This window comes from Pseudomonas oleovorans subsp. oleovorans (genome assembly GCF_002197815.1).
GTDB lineage: Bacteria > Pseudomonadota > Gammaproteobacteria > Pseudomonadales > Pseudomonadaceae > Aquipseudomonas > Aquipseudomonas oleovorans.
Genome location: NZ_NIUB01000007.1, coordinates 1 through 16,790 on the forward strand (window position 1 = coordinate 1; position 16,790 = coordinate 16,790).

The following is a 16,790-nucleotide window of genomic DNA, read 5'->3' on the forward strand; positions in this document are numbered from 1 at the left end:
TACTCGATCTGGTAGACCGTATGACTGCCGTATCTGTAATCCATGCGCTTGCCCTCCAGCCCCGCATGGTGGCGCTAAAGCTCACCGGCTGAAAGCCGGTGGTTTTAACCTTTCGATGGAAAATAAAAAGCCGCTGGCGTTGGTTACACCAGCGGCGAATAACAAGCGGACAGCGCTGGGGCTAACCGGCTTGACGTTGCGCCAGCTCCAGCCGTTTGACCTCATCCATTGCCCAGGACTCGAAAGTGGTTAACTGTGAGGCCTCGACAGGCTTGGCCAGCGGGTAGCAGTTAACCTCATACGCGCGCCCCGGATACTGCTTTGTGAGCACGTCTCTTGCCCAGTTCGCGTTTGCCTCGGTGGATAGCGGGCGCACCATCGCATGGCTTGCCCCCTCGCTCACTGCGGCCCAGCATACGGCCTGCCATATCACCGGCAGGCCCTGTACGGTCTTAAAGCCATTACGCAGTTGACGTGAGACAGCGGCGCGATATGGGGTACTCATGCCGGCCACTCAGAGACCCTGCGGCTGGGCGTTGGCACGGCCAGCCAACTCCACCAGGTCATGCCGGCCCAGGCGCACACGGCTCCCACCTGACGAGAAGAACGGGATATTGAGGTCATTGGTCTCATGGTAGCCACCGTCACTCAGCAACTGCACAAGCGGAGCGCCGTACCTCGCCAACAGGTCAAGAGCGGCGTCATTCCACGCAGCCATGGCCAGCGCGGCCTTGGCACCTTGCACACGGGCTAGAGCCTTAGCTGCCCTATTCTCGGCCTGCTCCATTTCAGCAGTGAGCATTTCCGCCTTGTTACGCAAAGCATCCATTAATCCAGCGTCATCAGCTACAGCCTGCCGGGCAGTGGTGAGGGCACGCCGCGCATCAACTAGGCGAACTTCCAAAGCCTGAATAGCCTTATCCGGCGAACCATTTGCGAGTGCCTCGGCAATCTCCCGTGCAATCTGGCCTTCAGATTGGGCGGCTTTATCAATGGCGGCGGCGCCATTCTCACTCAAAGCAGTGAGCCGGGGGGCAACCGCCTGCAACTGCTTGGCAACTTGTGCCACCTCAGAGTCGGCAACCTGCTGAGACTGCAGAGCATCGGCCAACGCGGCCTTGAGGGATTGATAAACGTCTTCCGAAGTCTTGGTATGAGTCATCTCGTTAAATCTCCAATTCGATATAGGGTCTGTTCGTTCACGGGCGGGCCAGGCCCGAAGGCGGCCGGCACTCTCCTGCATGCGGCAGCCCTGGCTTATGCGGCCTCGGTTGCTGCGTCTTCGGAGAACAGCGCGGCATTGCTCACCACATAGGTACGCGTGCTGCCCATGCCGGGCAACGCCGTAACCTGTGCGGCTTTGCCATCCTTGCCGGGCAGCAAAATCCCACGTGCGACCAGCTCCCTGTTCACGTTGCGGGCGTTCATGCCCTTGAACACCTCATTGCTCCAGGCAGTCGTCAGGAAGTAGTAAGTCTTGGTGGTGTAGAGAATATCTCCATAGCCGTGGCTGTCCGTGCGCTGGAAGCCGAGACGGTCAACCGTGCGCGGGCTGTGGTCGTCGACCTTGGCGGCGACGCTCTCCCAGCGGGTAAACCGGCTTTCGCCATAGCGCTCGATGGTCAGGCGCAGGCGCTGCACAATGGCGTCGCCTTCTAGGTTGCCAGCCCCGCCCCGCTCAGCGAGCCAGGCGCCCAGGCACACCCTGGCCGCGTGTGTGGCCGTGCCATCCGGCCAGCCCGTGACGCCCAGCGACGTGGCCAGTTCGCCGGCTGCAGCAGCCAGGCCAAAGCGCGCCGCAGCTCGCTGGGCCTGGCCGCTCGCGTCAGCCGGCAACGCCTCGGCAGTGAAGCGCTCCACCGTACTGCGCACCACGGCCGCATAGCCGCGCAGCTTGCCCGGCTCGCAGAGGGCCGACAGGAAGGCCAGAGCCGGCGTGCCGTAGAACTTGCCTGCCCGGGCCTTGAGTGCATCCGACAGCGCGGCAGCATCCTCGAAGCCATGCAGCACCTCGAACAGCCCGAGACCCTTGCCAGCGTCTGCAGGTACGGCCAGCAGCCGAACCTCCATCCCTGCTTTCAGTTCCTTGTGTGCCTCGGCCATGTGCTGCGCTAGCGTCTTCTCCCCGGTGGAAAGGAACAGCAAACGCCACTCATGCACCTGTCGACCGGCCTGTCCTCGATCATTGGCGCGAGCCTTGCCGGTGCCATTGCCAAGCATGTAGACCATCTCGCCGATAATGCGTGGCTCTGACTGGCCAATTTCGTCCAGGATCAACAGCGCATCAGACAGAGCGGCGGCAATGCTCTCCATCGCGTTGTCCGTCGCCCGCCACGGCATTACCAATCGGGGGCCACCCCACACCGAGGCAGCTACCTGCAAGTGCGTGGTCTTGCCGCCCGAGCTGTCGCCATAGAGGTGGAAGCCACCCGACTCGGCGCCCAACAGATGCAGCAGCGGGCCGGCGAAGGCCACGCACACCACGAACGCCAGCCGGTTGTTACCGACGCAAAGCGCGCCAACCTGCTGCCGCCATTGTTCCAGGGTGCCGGCCTGGCTGATCGGCGGGAGGCGTGCGCCGGCTTCGTAGAAGTGCAGGTGCTCTACGCTCTGCCCTATCTGGCGATCCGGCAGCAGGTAGGCATCGCCATGCCAGCCCAGGCGCGTGACCAGCCGAGCCCGCTCGGCACTGTCATAGCCCTGCAGGTAGCTCTGCAGGTCGTTGCGTGAATTGCGGGCGGTACGCACGGGAGCCAGGCGCAAGCCTGCGTCAACCAGTGGAGCGACCACCTCCTTTCCGAAGTCGCCAGCCATGGCACGGGCTGGGATGTTAAGCCGCTTCTTGTCGCCGTCCGGGTCGTCGAACTCCACCAGCAGACCCCAGCTCCCGCCGTTACCGTCTCGAGTGCGCGCCTTAATTTCCAGCCATGAACACACCGGCCGCGCCTCGCCATCCTCGCCGGCATAGAACACGCCATCGGCTGTGACGCGAAAGCCCGCCGGCAGGGGCGCGGGCTTCTCGGTTGGTGCCGGTTTGCTGCTGGCACTCCCCTTGGTGCTGGGCTTGCCGCCCTTACCTTTACTGGCAGGCGCTGCAGCCGGCGCCAGGGCGAACAGTTCCCCGGTGCGTTCCAGCTCGGCCAGGTGCGCCGCCGTCCAGCCCTTGGCCACTGCATCGGCGGCGTCGTCACCCTCGGCCCATTCGCCACCAGGGGCGAAGGTGGGCCGGTCGCCATCGAGGCCAGGGCGCTGGCTGAACACCGTCAGCGCTACCGAGCGCACGGAGGCCGCGCCAAGCTGGCGCAGGTGCTCGGCCAGGGCATCCATGCACTTGAGGCCCGGCGCGTCGTTGTCCGGCCACAGCAGCACATGGCGACCGGCCACCGGGCCGAAGTCGGCTTTCTGCCAAGAGTTGGTGCCGTTGGGCCAGCAGGTAACGACGTAGCCCGGCAGCAGCTCGGCGGCAGCGTCTGCCGCTTTCTCGCCTTCGCACAGCACCACCGGGGCAGCCGCTCGGGTGGCCAGCTCATCGAGGCGCAGCAGCGGGCGCGGCTCGGGCAACACCTGCCAACGCCAGGACAGCGAGCCATTGCCCGAGTGCTTGCACCAGGTCAGTGGGGCGAACACCTTGCGCGGCGTGCCGCTTTCATCCGGCCCCAGGTCGAAGCGATACAGCACCATCAACGGTTGGCCATCGGCGGCACGGTAGATCCACACCTTCGACGGCTTGCCGTGCTGGCGGTGCGTCTGCAGCACCTTGCGCATGGCTTCATCAGGAATTGGCAGCACCGGCACCCACTCGGGCGCCTTGGGCTTGTTGCTGGCCGGCGCGCTGGCGCTGACAGTGCCTGGCGTAACACCCAGGAAGTCCGCCAGCTTGTTGCAAGCGTCCACCTCGCTGCCGCCGTCCAGGTAGCGCACCAGGTCTATCAGGTCGCCGCCCTTGTCGCCGGTAGCAAAGTCGCTCCAAGTGCCCTTGGCCAGGCTCACCTTGAGCGAGCCAGCGCGCTTGTCGGCCCGCGTTGGGTTGGGTGCGGTGTATTCCTTGCCACCGTCCACCCGCTTGCCACCGGGCAACCAGTGCGACAGCACCCGGTCGATGGCCTGCAGGGCGGCGCGCTTCACCTCGGCAAAGGTGGGGTACTTCTTGTGCTCTCGGGCGTCAGTCATTGGCCGCCCTCCGCGTCAAACACCCCGCCGGCACTGGCATCTACCAATGCCTTGGCCATCTCGGCCAGGTACTGGATAGCGAAAATATCACCGCCCCGGTTTGCCTCATCGCCAATCTGTACCGCCAGGTTCTCCACGCAGGCGAGTAGGTTGGATGCCTGCTCCAAGGCATCAGCGACCGGCATGCCTGCTTTAACGGCGAACAGCATGCCGGCGGGGAAGCGGCTGAACTCCTGAGGCTGGGTCAGAATGCGGCGGCGCTTCATTTCGCACCCCCTTTCATTTTCTCGGCCTGCGCGTACAGCTCGAAGCCAGTCACGCGCACATAGTTTCCCAGCGCCATGACAGCCTGTTGCAAGCCGTTAACGTCATCGGCGTGCAGCTCGCTTTCATTCAAGAGCCGACCGATTGCCTCCAAGCCCATGCCGGCCGAGGTAAGGCCATCGGCACGCTGACTCAATTGATCCAACTCCCAACGCGAATCGAGGTTATCCATGGCTCACCTCCTTGGCCTTGAGGGCAGCTGCAATCTCTTCGCAGGCATCGGCCCAGGCGTCGCCCTCCAAGCTCTCCAGCCAATCGCAGGCATTGGCTTGTGCTTCAAGAGAGCGCTGGATGGCGCGGTGGTGGTTGTAGCGGTTGAGCCGAACGGCAAGGGAGGAAGTGCTACGCAGTGCAGCAAGGGCCATTGCCCGGTGAGCGGCGGCGCGTGCTTTGGACGGATTGAGGGCGTGCGGGTGCTTCATGGGTGGTGCTCCTTTTGCTTGGTAGGAGCTGCCACGTACCGTCGCCAAACGGATAAGGGTGGCAGCCGTGCGCAGGTTGGCGAACCGGGGCAAAAGGAACCCGGCAGACCCGAAGGTCTCCCACGCACGGCCGCCATAACACGGCATTGCGGGCACAAAAAAAGCGCCTGCAATGGGGTCTATGGCGCCTGTGCGCCTTTTGCTGATCGGGTCGCCAAACCCGGCCGCTGGATTGACAGCGACGGGCGCAGAGTAGCGCGGCCGATTGGCTCGCGCAAGGTTCAAGAGCGAGCGCATTGCTTGCGCGACACTCGGCCAAGGCATAGATTGATCGAACACAGTGCGTCACCTCTAACGCCCTCGGCTGCCACCGGGGGCGTTTTCATTAGTGAATCGTGGTAGTCGGGCGCTGCAGATGCAGCCAGGCCAGGTGCTGGCCTTGCGTGGCATTGCGGTGCATCTGCTGCAGCGCCTCTGGATTGGCCATCAGGTTGGGGATGAGCTGCGCAGCGTCCTTGATCACCACGCCGGCCGGCACCTCGACAGCGAGCAATGCCCACTCGAAGGTTGGCCAGAGCAACAGCAGCACATGCGCACCGTCTGCCAGGGCTCGGTCACGCAAAGTACAGAGACGGCTGCGCCCCTGTCGGGCAGTCTCGGGCAGCGCGGCGGCGCCCAGTTCGTCGATGGCATCAAGGGCCGTGTGCGGCAGGAATATCGGCGTCATGCGGCAGCCTTCCCACGCGCAGCGATGCGAGCCAGCACCCACTGATTAACCTCACCAAGAACCCATGCCACAGGCGCGCCACGGGCGGTGCTATCGCTCAGCTTTACCGGCTGGGGAAAGCCGCTCTCAGGTTGGCGCAGCAGCTTGTAGATGGTGGGGCGCGCCAAGCCGACAATGGCCACCACCTCATTGATACGAATCAGGGTGGTGGACGGGTCACGGGGGATGGCGCCGGCTGTCGCATCCATTGCAGAAGCAGGGCGACTGCCAGCAGAGAGCGCGGCAGGTTTTCGGGTCGGGTGATCCATGGGTAGCCTCCTGTAAATTGGTTCAGGCAGGAGGCTATTGGCGCGCGATTGACAGGGCGAAGCTGGCTTTACTTTTTCTTCGCGGGTGAACTGTGTAGGCCGTAGCGCTTGAGAATGGCGTTCATCGCCGGCTTGCTCAGAGATTTTCCGGTGCCCCGTAGCAGCCATCCACGCAACTTGCTGCTCAGATTATGTAGCTTCGTGCCGGTTCTAATCAGCTCTAGCGCCTTGAGCCGGATTGCCTCATCGCGGGCATCTGTTCCGTCAAGCTGTCGCCGCCCTTCGACCAGCAAGCCGCCTACCGGCTGATACCCTTCAATCCCTCGATAGCCGCTGGCAGAGCGCGTAGCTATCAGCGCTGCAGCGTCAGCAAGGTCGGCTATCTCAAAACAGGCATCTATCTCGCCGGCCGACAGCCCTGACGGATTAGGCGCCGTGTAACCATGCACCGCGCAGTCACGCACCGCGCCTACAGAGTCGAGAAAGACTTTATGCCACTCCCAGTCATCCGCGCCGCCCCGCTCGCCCGCCAGGATCGGCAGCAGCGCCTGCAGAGCGTGCGCAGCGCATGCCAGCACGTACGCCGATATGGCCTCCATATCGCCGGCTTGCTCATAACCGGCAGCCCGCCTTACCTCACCGGGTAACACGCGCCCGCCGTAGCCTTCTGCCATCTGGTCAATTGCGTCATTGCGAGTGTAAGCAGCCTCGGCTAAGCGCCTGGCATGCGCGCCGTCCAGCCAAGGCCTGCAAGCCTCCACAATCGACAGGATGGAGCTGATTCGCGCTTCGCAATCGTCAAAGCGCCGGTAGTCAGCCAAGCGCGCCCGCACACCCTCAACTGGGTTTTCGACTGGTTCCAGATAACTGCCAACAAGAATCTTCCACCCTATGCGGTCATCCAATCATCACCCCCCAGGCCCCGAAGTCGGCGACCATACCCGCGCTGGTTTGCTCATGCCGCAGCAGGCCAACAGGCAGGAACGGGGCCGTATCGTGTCGGACGAGGCATTACACCGATGGTGTAAATTACACGTGGTGTACGCACTCCCCGTGCCTTGTGTAATTTCTCTGAAAGCCACGCCACGCAAGGCTTTCAGAGCTTTCATTACACCTGTTACACCGATTACACCGGATTTTTGAGGGGTACGGGTTCGCATACTCAAACCACCTTGCCGAAGTTGACCGGCACCACGTTAGCGGCGCCCTCCCCTCGGTGAGCAAAATCATAGGGGGTGACGTGCTGCTGCCTGTTGGCATCGAGGTAGTCAGCCCACCACTGCACCATAAGCCGACGCTCCTCAAGGTGTTCAGCCTTGTGGATATAGGCGGCCCGCACCGTGTTGCGTTCTTGGTGGCTCATCTGCCGCTCTACCGCCTCGCGCGTCCACAGCCCTGACTCCACCAGGGCAGAACAGGCCATTGCCCGAAAGCCATGCCCGCATACCTCTGCCTTGGTGTCGTAACCCATGCGGCGTAGGGCAGCATTCACGGTGTTCTCACTCATGGGCTTGTGGTGGTAGTGGTCGCCAGGGAACACCAGCTCATAACGGCTGGACAGCATATGAACCTGCCCGAGCAACCCCAGCGCCTGGCGGCTCAGCGGCACCAGGTGCGGCGTGCGCATCTTGGCCCCTCGGCTGGAGTGCTTGACGCCCTCGATAACCTCACGCTCACCCGGGATCGTCCAGAGGCTGGCTTGCATGTCGATCTCCCGCCACCGAGCAAAGCGCAGCTCGCTGGAGCGGATGAACACCTGCAGGGTGAGTGCCACGGCCAGCTTGGTCAGTGCGCGGCCGTTGTAGGTGTCGATCCGCTCCAGCAACTCGGGCAGCCGCTCCAGTGCGAGCGCCGGTCGGTGCTGCGCCTTGCGGGTCGCCGTAGCGCCCACCAGGTCACTCGCTGGGTTGGTTTCGATAAGCCCATGCTGGACGGCGTAGCGCATTACCCCAGTGGTGTACTGACGCAAACGGCCGGCCAGCTCCAGGGTATCGCGCTGCTCTGCCGCCTTGAGCGGTGCCAGCAGGTCACGCACCTTGAGGCTTGCCACCGCCCGGCTACCGAGCGCCGGGAACAGGTGCTGTTCGATGCGGCGCAGCACCTTGGCGGCATGATCCGGCGACCACTTGCGGGCACCGGCCGCATGCCAGTCCAATGCTACGGCCTTGAAGGTGTTGGTCTGCTCGGCCTGGGCGGTCGCCCTCGCCTGCTGTTCGTGCTCAATGGGATCAACACCTTCGGCCAGCAGCTCAAGGGCTGCAGCACGGCGACCACGCGCAGACTTTAGACCGAGGGCTGGGTAGTTGCCGAAGGTGGCCAATCCGGCGCGGCCATCAGGACGGGTGAACTTGAAGCGCCACACCTTGGAGCCATTGCGCTTCACAAGCAGGAACAACCCTTGACCATCAAACAGGGTGTAGTCCTTTTCCCGAGCCTTGGCGGCCTCGCATTTGGCGTCTGAAAGTGGGGTAACGGTACGCGCCATAGGTATATGCCTCCCTTGCCGAACCGGCGTATACCTAAACGTATACCCATTTTAGGTATATGCCTAGAGACAAGAGTAGACAGCCATAAACAACAAAACCGGCCAAGAGTGCCGGTTTAGATGGGTTTCGTAGACTTATAGAGACTGCTAGAAACAGATGAATGGTGCCCGAAGCCGGACTCGAACCGGCACGCCATTACTGGCGAGAGATTTTAAGTCTCCTGCGTCTACCGATTTCGCCATTCGGGCGGTAGCGCTGTGCAAAGGACCGGACTATATACAGCCCTCCCCGTCCTCGCAAGGTATGCCAAAGCACATCAGGGGTAATGAAAAAGGCCTCGTAAATCATGGATCTACGAGGCCTTTTAAATTGGAGGCTGAGGTCGGAATCGAACCGGCGTTCACGGATTTGCAATCCGGTGCATAACCACTCTGCAACTCAGCCATGAAGCAAACGAACCGCCTTGGCGACTCGTGTAAAGCTGGAGCGGGAAACGAGACTCGAACTCGCGACCCCGACCTTGGCAAGGTCGTGCTCTACCAACTGAGCTATTCCCGCTTGTCTTGTCGACGGGCGCCATTCTATAGAATCGAATCGCGCCGTCAACCCTTTGATTCAAAAATACTTATTTCTTTTCCGAGGTGGTGCTGAGGTGTGGCCAGGCGGCCAACAGGTACTGCAGCATCGACCACAATGTGAGCACGGCTGCGACCACCAGCAAGATGTATCCGAGCACGACCCAGAAGGTGAACACCGGTGGATTACCCAGCAGGATGACCAGCGCCAGCATTTGCGCTGCGGTTTTCCACTTGCCAAGGTTGGACACGGCCACATGTGCCCGAGCCCCCAGCTCGGCCATCCACTCGCGCAGCGCAGAGACGACGATCTCGCGACCGATGATGATCGCCGCCGCCAGCGTCAGCCAAAGATTGGAATGTTCGGCAGCCAACAGCACCAAGGCTACAGCAACCATCAATTTATCTGCGACCGGATCGAGGAAGGCGCCAAAAGGCGTACCCTGCTCCCAGCGTCGCGCCAGGTAGCCATCTAGCCAATCAGTGACGGCAGCAACGGCAAAAACTCCGCTGGCTGCCCAGTAACTCCAGGCAAACGGCAGATAGAACAGGAGGATGAAAACCGGTATCAGTGCGACCCGGAGCACGGTAAGCAGGTTGGGGATATTCATCGGCACAACAAGGCTGCGAGGTGAGCGGGCATTCTACTCGCTGTGCAGAGTGTCATAAATCGACTCAGCGAGCTTTTTATTGATTCCGGGCGCTTTGGCAATTTCTTCAGCGCTGGCACGGGACAATTCCTGCAGGCCGCCGAAGTGGTTGAGCAATTCGCGCCGCCGCTTGGGGCCGATACCAGGCACTTCTTCCAATGTAGAGGTACGTCGGGTCTTGCCGCGTCGCGCACGGTGCCCGGTGATCGCAAAGCGGTGCGATTCGTCACGGATCTGCTGAATCAGATGCAGTGCCGGGGAGTTGCCGGGCAAGGTGAACTCATGCTCGGCATCGTTCAAGTAAAGCACTTCCAGGCCCGGCTTGCGCGTCGTGCCCTTGGCCACACCAAGCAGAATCAGATCCGGCACGGCCAGCTCCTGCAGTACCTCGCGCGCCATGGCCAACTGCCCCTTGCCACCGTCCACCAGCAGCACATCGGGCAACTTGCCTTCGCCATCCTTGATCTTGCTGAAGCGCCGAGTCAACGCCTGGTGCATCGCGGCGTAGTCGTCGCCAGCGGTCACGCCATCGATATTGAAGCGCCGGTAATCGGATTTCAGCGGACCTTCGGGACCGAATACCACGCATGAGGCGACCGTCGCCTCACCACTGGAATGGCTGATATCGAAGCATTCCATGCGCTGCGGCGGCTCGTCCATTTCCAGCACGGTAGCCAGCGCCTCGAAACGCTCGGCCAGATGCTGCCGGTTGACCAGGCGTGCGGCCAGCGCCTGTTCGGCGTTGGTCACGGCAAGCTGCTGCCAACGAGCTCGCGTGCCACGCACGCGCAAGCTGATGCTGAGACTACGGCCGCGTAACGACTCGATGGCCTCGATCAGCGTGGCGAAATCTTCATGCTGCACGTTGACGATCAGCTCGCTGGGCAGGTCGCGCTCGGCATTACCCAGGTAGTACTGAGCGAGGAAGGCCATCAGCACGTCGCCACCCTCCTCTTCGATCGCCACCTGCGGGAAGAAATTCTTGCTACCCAGCACGCGCCCGCCACGCACGCTGATCAGGTGGACGCAGGCGCCGCCGGGGGTGAGCATCACCGCGACCACGTCGACGTCGCCGGTGCCACCTTCCATGCTTTGCTGGTCCTGCACACGGCGCAGCATTGCGATCTGATCACGCAGCTCAGCGGCGCGCTCGAACTCCAGGGCCATCGAGGCCTTTTCCATACTGGCCGAGAGCTCCTCACTCAGTGCATTGCTGCGGCCGTCGAGAAACATCACCGAGTGACGCACGTCCTCGGCGTACTCCTCCGGACTGACCAGGCCGACGCAGGGGGCTTTGCAGCGTTTGATCTGGTATTGCAGGCAAGGTCGCGTGCGGTTCTTGTAGTAACTGTCCTCGCACTGGCGAACCAGGAAGGTCTTCTGCAGCAGGCTCAGGCTCTCGCGAATCGCCAATGCACTGGGATAGGGGCCGAAATAGCGCCCCCTGGCCTTCTTCGCCCCTCGGTGAATGCCGAGCCGTGGAAAGTCGCCGTCAGAGAGAAACACGTAAGGATAGGATTTATCGTCGCGCAGCAGGATGTTGTAAGGCGGCCGCCATTCCTTGATCAAGGTCTGCTCGAGCAGCAGTGCCTCGGTCTCGTTGGCGGTGATGGTGGTTTCGATCTGCGCGATACGTGCGACCAGCGCGGCCGTCTTGGGTGCCTGACCGGTCTTGCGAAAGTAACTGGAGAGACGCTTCTTGAGGTTTTTCGCCTTGCCGACGTAGAGCAGGCGAGCCTCGCTATCGAACATGCGATAGACGCCGGGGCGACCACTGCAGGTCGCCAGGAAGGCACTCGGATCGAATGGGGCAGGCATTTTCAGCTGACGGCGTCGACCATGCCGTGGCACACCGCGAGCAAAGCCAGCTCGACATCGCTGGTGATAGAGAGCTTCTCGAAGATGCGATAGCGGTAGGTATTGACCGTCTTCGGCGACAGGCACAGTTTGTCCGAGATGTTCTGCACCTTGTGGCAGTTGGCGATCATCAGCGCGATCTGGATTTCGCGCTCGGACAACAGATCGAATGGCGAACCACTGTTCTGCGGCTGGAAGGATTTCAGCGCCAGTTGCTGGGCGATTTGCGGGTCGATGTAGCGCTGGCCGGCGAATACGAGACGAATGGTCTGCACCATCTCATCCAACGCTGCACCCTTGGTCAGATAACCAGCGGCGCCCGCCTGCAGCAGGCGCGTCGGGAAAGGTTCATCCTCACACACGGTAACGGCGACGACCTTGATATCGGGATGACTGCGCATCAGCTTACGGGTGGCTTCCAGGCCGCCGATACCTGGCATCTTGACGTCCATCAGGACGACGTCGGGCTTGAGTTCGCGAACCTTGAGCAGGGCTTCTTCGCCAGTGCAGGCTTCGCCCACGACTTGCAGACCGTCGATATCGGCCAGCATACGGGTGATGCCCGTGCGAACCAGATCGTGATCGTCGACAACCAGGACCCTAATCAATCGCCACCTCGTTGCACCTTGTCAGCCACCGTGCAACGACGGTGAGATTGAACTTGCCGGTCACCTTAACAAAAAGCCAAGGCCTGACCTAGCTTGGCGCACGGTAGTCAAAAAGCAAGCGCCAGATTAGGATCAGTAATTGCGTCGTAGCAATTTTGGAGAGTTGGCGGAAGCGGTGAGATTCGAACTCACGGATAGTTGCCCATCGACGGTTTTCAAGACCGTTGCCTTAAACCACTCGGCCACGCTTCCAGATTCTTGAGTGCGGAGGCTAACGCTCAAACCTCCGCAGCAGTGCGGGCGGCAATCTTACCGGAACGCAACACACTGTCAAACTCTAAGTCTTGGCAGGCAATCCCGCTCTGCTATGATCCGATACATTCGAATTTGAAAGCCTCTTACAACAGGAGCGTCGCCATGCAAGAGCGAGATTATGCACTCAACCATTCTCAGGTTGAGCAACAGGAAGTCAGCAGCGTTCTGCGTAATACCTATGGCCTACTGGCCATCACCCTGGCCTTCAGCGGCCTTGTGGCGTTCATCTCGCAGCGCGCCAACGTTCCTTATCCGAACATCTTTGTCGTACTGATCGGTTTCTACGGCCTGTTCTTCCTCACCGCCAAGCTGCGCAATTCTGCGTGGGGTCTGCTTTCTACCCTCGCGCTGACCGGCTTCATGGGTTACACCCTTGGCCCGATCCTCAACCGCTACCTGGGCATGACCAACGGCGCTGAGGTCATCAGCTCCGCCTTTACCATGACTGCGCTGGTGTTCTTCGGCCTGTCTGCCTACGTGCTGACCACCCGCAAGGACATGAGCTTCCTCAGCGGCTTCATCACGGCAGGCTTCTTCGTTCTGCTGGGCGCCGTGGTTGCCAGCTTCTTCTTCCAGATCAGCGGCCTGCAACTGGCGATCAGCGCTGGCTTCGTGCTGTTCTCCTCGGCCTGCATCCTGTTCCAGACCAGCGCCATCATCCATGGTGGTGAACGCAACTACATCATGGCCACCATCAGCCTGTACGTATCGATCTACAACCTGTTCGTCAGCCTGCTGCAGATCTTCGGCATCATGGGCGGCGACGACTGATAGCTTTCGTCCCCCTTCAAGCCCGCTTCGGCGGGCTTTTTCTTGCGCGGCCATCAGTTGCCTTTGTTTGCCGGGCACCCTGGCCTTATCATTGGCACAGTTTTGCCTCGCCGGAAACGCCATGAAGTTTGCCATTGCCCTGTTCGCTGCTCCTCATCTGCCTGCCTCGCGACGCGCACTGCGTTTTGCCCAGGCGGCGCTGGCGGACGGCCACGAGATCGTTCGCCTGTTCTTCTATCAGGACGGCGTGCATAGCGCCGCCAGCAACGTGGTCAGCCCGCAGGACGAGCTCGATCTGCCCGGCGAGTGGCGCGAGTTCGTCACTGCCAACGGGCTGGACGCGGTGGTGTGTATCGCTGCTGCACTGCGTCGCGGCGTACTCAACGCCGAAGAAGCGCAGCGCTATGCGCGCCCTGCGGCCAATCTGCAGGCCCCGTGGGAGCTTTCCGGCCTTGGCCAATTGCATGAAGCGGCGCAACAGGCCGACCGCCTGATCTGCTTCGGAGGCCACTGAATGAGCAAGTCGCTATTGATCATCAGCCGCCAGGCGCCCTGGAGCGGCCCTGGAGCCCGCGAGGCGCTGGATATCGCCCTGGCTGGCGGCGCCTTCGACCTGCCCATCGGCATGCTGTTTCTCGACGATGGCGTGTTCCAGCTAAGCAAAGCGCAGCAACCTGGTGCACTACAGCAAAAAAAACTTGGCGCGAACCTACAGGCGCTGCCAATGTTCGGCGTAGAAGATCTGTACGCCAGCCAACGCAGCCTGGCCGAGCGCGGCCTGAGCGATGCCGAACTGAATCTGGCGGTAGAGCGACTGGACGACAGTGCGCTGACCGCCCTCCTTGATCGTTATGACCAGGTGATCACCCTCTAATGGCCACCCTGCACATACTTTCCCATTCGCCGTTCGCCGATAGCCGCCTGGCTAGCTGCCTGCGTCTGTTGGGTGCCGCTGATGGTCTGTTGCTCAGCGGCGATGCGGTCTACGCGCTACAGCCCGGCACAGCCAACCTGCAGGCTCTGCAACTGATGCCCGCCAGCGTTGCGCTCTATGCACTGGGCGAAGACCTAAGCGCCCGCGGCCTGCAGGCGCCCGAGCGCGCACAGGTCGTGGACTATCCAGAGTTCGTCGAGCTATGCATCCGCTACGCCAAGGTCAACAGCTGGCTATGAGCACGCTCAACGTCGCCGGACGTGAAATTGCCCTGGACAAGGACGGCTACCTGCTCGACCTGCAGGATTGGTCACACCCCGTAGCCGAGGCGCTGGCCGCAGCTGAAGATTTGCAGCTGAGTGAAGAACACTGGGAAATTCTCGACCTGCTGCGCGCTTTCTACGCCGAATTTCAGCTATCACCGGCCAACCGCCCACTGATCAAGTACGTGGCATTGAAGCTCGGTCCGGAGAAAGGCAACAGCCTGCACCTAAACCGCCTGTTCAAGGGCACGCCCGCCAAACTCGCCGCCAAGCTTGCCGGCCTGCCAAAACCGACCAATTGCCTATGAACCTGATCACCCCCGCCGAACATCCCTTCGCCCAGTTCGTGCGTATTCTCGGCAAGGGCAAGCGCGGCGCACGTGGTCTCACCCGCGAGGAAGCCCGCGAGGCCATGGGCCTGCTGCTCGACGGCAAGGTGGAGGACACTCAGCTCGGCGCTTTTCTGATGCTGCTGCGGCACAAGGAAGAAAGCGCCGAAGAACTGGCCGGCTTCACCGAGGCAATCCGTCAGCGCCTGCCCACGCCCAGCGTTGCAGTGGACCTGGATTGGCCCAGTTATGCCGGCAAGAAACGTCATCTGCCCTGGTATCTGCTGGCGGCCAAGGCGCTGGCCGCCAGCGGCACGCGCATTTTCATGCACGGTGGCGGCGCTCATACCGCAGGGCGGCTGTATACCGAACAACTGCTAAAGCAGCTGGATATAGCCAGCTGCGATAACTGGCAGGCCGTGGAAGAAGCGCTCGACACGCACGGCCTGGCCTACAGCTACCTGGGCAACTGGATGCCGGCGCTACAGCGCATGATCGACCTGCGCAACACCCTTGGTCTGCGTTCGCCGATTCATTCCCTGGCACGGGTAATCAACCCACTGAACGCCCACTGCGGCCTGCAGAGCATTTTTCACCCCGGCTACCAGGCCGTGCATCGTGAAGCCAGCCGGCTACTGGGCGATCATGCCATCGTGATCAAGGGCGAAGGTGGCGAGATCGAGGTCAACCCCGATGTCGCCTGCCATCTGTATGGCACCCGCAATGGCGAGGATTGGGACGAAGAATGGCCCGCGCTGTCGGCACAGCGTCACGTCAAGCCCGAGCGGCTCGACCCGGCCGTGCTGGTCGCGTTCTGGCGCGGTGAACATGATGATGCCTACGGTCGCCTGGCCGTGATCGCGACCATGGCAACCGCGCTACGTGGATTGGGCCTGAGCCGCGATGAGGCCATGCAACAGGCTCGACAACGCTGGGATGCACGCTTTCAATCCAACTGATCGATCAGTTAAGCCAGCTTTTTCCACCTTTCCATCGACCCCACAACGCTAGACTCCAGGTTCATTCAAGACGGAGGCACGTGTTATGGGCTTGTTGATCGATGGCCGCTGGCATGATCAGTGGTATGACACCGGCGACAGCGGCCGCTTCCAACGCGAAAGCGCACAACGGCGCAACTGGGTGACCGCCGATGGCAGTGCCGGCCCGAGTGGCAGCAGCGGTTTCAAGGCGGAGGCCGGGCGCTATCACCTGTATGTTTCACTGGCCTGCCCCTGGGCTCACCGCACCCTGATCCTGCGCAAGCTCAAAGGCCTGGAATCGCTGATCGACGTCTCGGTGGTCAGTTGGCTGATGCGCGAGCAAGGCTGGACCTTCGACCGCATCACAGGCTCCAGCGGCGATCACCTCGATAACCTGAGCTACATGCACCAGCGCTACACCGCCGATGACCAGCATTACACCGGGCGTGTAACCGTGCCTGTATTGTGGGACAAACAAACGGGCGGCATCGTTAGCAATGAATCGGCGGAAATCATCCGCATGCTCAACAGCGCCTTCGATGGCCTGACTGGCAACGCTCTGGACCTGTATCCCGAAGCCCTGCGCGAACGCATCGACTCACTCAATGAGCGCATCTACCCGGCGGTGAACAACGGCGTCTACCGCGCGGGCTTTGCTACCACCCAGGACGCTTACGAAGAAGCCTTCGACGAATTGTTCGTCATGCTCGACGAACTGGAGGCATTGCTGGCTGACACACGCTATCTGGCCGGTGAGTACCTGACCGAAGCCGATATTCGCCTGTTCACCACACTGATTCGCTTCGATGCCGTCTATCACGGGCACTTCAAGTGCAACCTGCGACACATCGAGGACTACCCGAACCTGTCCAACTGGCTACGCGAGCTCTACCAGTGGCCAGGCATCGCCGAGACGGTGGACTTCACCCACATCAAGTCGCACTACTACGCCAGCCACGCCAGCATCAACCCTACGGGCGTGATACCCCAAGGGCCGCGGCAGGACTTCATGCGCGCACATGACCGCCAACGCCTGCCGGGCAAAGGTGTGTTCCAGCGTTAGAAACGCGA

The 16,790-nt window shown here is 61.6% G+C and carries 20 protein-coding genes and 4 tRNA genes; 7 read left to right on the plus strand and 17 right to left on the minus strand.

Going from position 1 to position 16,790, the window contains the following annotated elements; genetic code table 11:
* Positions 1–181 precede the first annotated feature (181 nt).
* The 17 genes from PSOLE_RS05520 to PSOLE_RS05605 all read right to left on the minus strand — a co-directional run bounded on the left by PSOLE_RS05520 (position 182) and on the right by PSOLE_RS05605 (position 12,379).
* On the minus strand, positions 182–505 hold the full coding sequence (locus tag PSOLE_RS05520; protein ID WP_039964603.1) for a hypothetical protein: 324 nt from the start codon (positions 503–505) through the stop codon (positions 182–184).
* Positions 506–514: 9 nt separating this feature from the next.
* Entirely contained in the window at positions 515–1,162 is a 648-nt protein-coding gene (locus tag PSOLE_RS05525) for a hypothetical protein (RefSeq protein ID WP_039964604.1), read from the minus strand.
* A 95-nt stretch (positions 1,163–1,257) separates the two neighbouring features.
* Positions 1,258–4,170, minus strand: coding sequence for a DUF927 domain-containing protein (locus PSOLE_RS05530; RefSeq protein WP_003460258.1), 2,913 nt, complete (start codon positions 4,168–4,170; stop codon positions 1,258–1,260).
* Entirely contained in the window at positions 4,167–4,436 is a 270-nt protein-coding gene (locus tag PSOLE_RS05535) for a DUF3077 domain-containing protein (protein ID WP_003460259.1), read from the minus strand. Before PSOLE_RS05535 ends, PSOLE_RS05530 begins: the two co-directional genes overlap by 4 nt.
* Complete coding sequence (locus tag PSOLE_RS05540) at positions 4,433–4,666, minus strand: hypothetical protein (RefSeq protein ID WP_003460260.1); 234 nt, start codon at positions 4,664–4,666, stop codon at positions 4,433–4,435. The genes PSOLE_RS05535 and PSOLE_RS05540 overlap by 4 nt, the downstream gene beginning before the upstream one ends.
* Positions 4,659–4,916 carry a hypothetical protein gene (locus PSOLE_RS05545; protein WP_039964605.1) on the minus strand — a complete coding sequence of 86 codons (258 nt, stop codon included), beginning with the start codon at positions 4,914–4,916 and terminating at the stop codon, positions 4,659–4,661. Before PSOLE_RS05545 ends, PSOLE_RS05540 begins: the two co-directional genes overlap by 8 nt.
* Positions 4,917–5,301: 385 nt before the next feature.
* Positions 5,302–5,643, minus strand: a complete 342-nt coding sequence (locus PSOLE_RS05555) for a hypothetical protein (RefSeq protein ID WP_003460262.1) — start codon at positions 5,641–5,643, stop codon at positions 5,302–5,304.
* Positions 5,640–5,891: a helix-turn-helix transcriptional regulator gene (locus PSOLE_RS05560; protein ID WP_039964606.1), complete on the minus strand. Its 252-nt coding sequence runs from the start codon at positions 5,889–5,891 to the stop codon at positions 5,640–5,642. The genes PSOLE_RS05555 and PSOLE_RS05560 overlap by 4 nt, the downstream gene beginning before the upstream one ends.
* Positions 5,892–6,019: 128 nt before the next feature.
* On the minus strand, positions 6,020–6,856 hold the full coding sequence (locus tag PSOLE_RS05565; RefSeq protein WP_003460264.1) for a hypothetical protein: 837 nt from the start codon (positions 6,854–6,856) through the stop codon (positions 6,020–6,022).
* A gap of 257 nt (positions 6,857–7,113) precedes the next feature.
* Positions 7,114–8,436, minus strand: coding sequence for a tyrosine-type recombinase/integrase (locus PSOLE_RS05570; RefSeq protein ID WP_003460265.1), 1,323 nt, complete (start codon positions 8,434–8,436; stop codon positions 7,114–7,116).
* Between the two features lie 162 nt (positions 8,437–8,598).
* Positions 8,599–8,685 (minus strand) — tRNA-Leu (locus PSOLE_RS05575).
* Positions 8,686–8,807: 122 nt separating this feature from the next.
* Positions 8,808–8,881: transfer RNA gene (locus tag PSOLE_RS05580), tRNA-Cys, on the minus strand.
* 38 nt (positions 8,882–8,919) lie between these two features.
* Positions 8,920–8,995 (minus strand) — tRNA-Gly (locus PSOLE_RS05585).
* A 67-nt stretch (positions 8,996–9,062) separates the two neighbouring features.
* Positions 9,063–9,623, minus strand: a complete 561-nt coding sequence (gene pgsA / locus PSOLE_RS05590) for a CDP-diacylglycerol--glycerol-3-phosphate 3-phosphatidyltransferase (protein WP_003460392.1) — start codon at positions 9,621–9,623, stop codon at positions 9,063–9,065.
* Positions 9,624–9,656: 33 nt separating this feature from the next.
* Positions 9,657–11,480 carry an excinuclease ABC subunit UvrC gene (gene uvrC, locus PSOLE_RS05595; protein WP_074858386.1) on the minus strand — a complete coding sequence of 608 codons (1,824 nt, stop codon included), beginning with the start codon at positions 11,478–11,480 and terminating at the stop codon, positions 9,657–9,659.
* Between the two features lie 2 nt (positions 11,481–11,482).
* Positions 11,483–12,127 carry a response regulator transcription factor GacA gene (gacA, locus tag PSOLE_RS05600; RefSeq protein WP_074858390.1) on the minus strand — a complete coding sequence of 215 codons (645 nt, stop codon included), beginning with the start codon at positions 12,125–12,127 and terminating at the stop codon, positions 11,483–11,485.
* A 164-nt stretch (positions 12,128–12,291) separates the two neighbouring features.
* A tRNA-Ser gene (locus PSOLE_RS05605) sits at positions 12,292–12,379 on the minus strand.
* Positions 12,380–12,544: 165 nt separating this feature from the next.
* Between PSOLE_RS05605 and PSOLE_RS05610 the strand changes: the two genes are divergently transcribed.
* From PSOLE_RS05610 to PSOLE_RS05640, 7 genes are all read left to right on the plus strand, one after another.
* Positions 12,545–13,213, plus strand: a complete 669-nt coding sequence (locus PSOLE_RS05610; RefSeq protein WP_003460410.1) for a Bax inhibitor-1/YccA family protein — start codon at positions 12,545–12,547, stop codon at positions 13,211–13,213.
* 121 nt (positions 13,214–13,334) lie between these two features.
* Positions 13,335–13,727, plus strand: a complete 393-nt coding sequence (gene tusD / locus PSOLE_RS05615; RefSeq protein ID WP_017677050.1) for a sulfurtransferase complex subunit TusD — start codon at positions 13,335–13,337, stop codon at positions 13,725–13,727.
* Complete coding sequence (gene tusC, locus PSOLE_RS05620; RefSeq protein ID WP_074858393.1) at positions 13,728–14,087, plus strand: sulfurtransferase complex subunit TusC; 360 nt, start codon at positions 13,728–13,730, stop codon at positions 14,085–14,087.
* Entirely contained in the window at positions 14,087–14,386 is a 300-nt protein-coding gene (gene tusB, locus PSOLE_RS05625) for a sulfurtransferase complex subunit TusB (protein ID WP_003460413.1), read from the plus strand. The genes tusC and tusB overlap by 1 nt, the downstream gene beginning before the upstream one ends.
* Positions 14,383–14,718 carry a TusE/DsrC/DsvC family sulfur relay protein gene (locus tag PSOLE_RS05630; protein ID WP_003460414.1) on the plus strand — a complete coding sequence of 112 codons (336 nt, stop codon included), beginning with the start codon at positions 14,383–14,385 and terminating at the stop codon, positions 14,716–14,718. Before tusB ends, PSOLE_RS05630 begins: the two co-directional genes overlap by 4 nt.
* Positions 14,715–15,698, plus strand: coding sequence for a glycosyl transferase family protein (locus PSOLE_RS05635; RefSeq protein ID WP_003460415.1), 984 nt, complete (start codon positions 14,715–14,717; stop codon positions 15,696–15,698). The genes PSOLE_RS05630 and PSOLE_RS05635 overlap by 4 nt, the downstream gene beginning before the upstream one ends.
* Before the next feature lie 85 nt (positions 15,699–15,783).
* The gene (locus PSOLE_RS05640) at positions 15,784–16,782 is read left to right on the plus strand and encodes a glutathione S-transferase family protein (RefSeq protein ID WP_003460417.1); all 999 of its coding nucleotides are present in this window, start codon (positions 15,784–15,786) and stop codon (positions 16,780–16,782) included.
* Positions 16,783–16,790 lie beyond the last annotated feature (8 nt).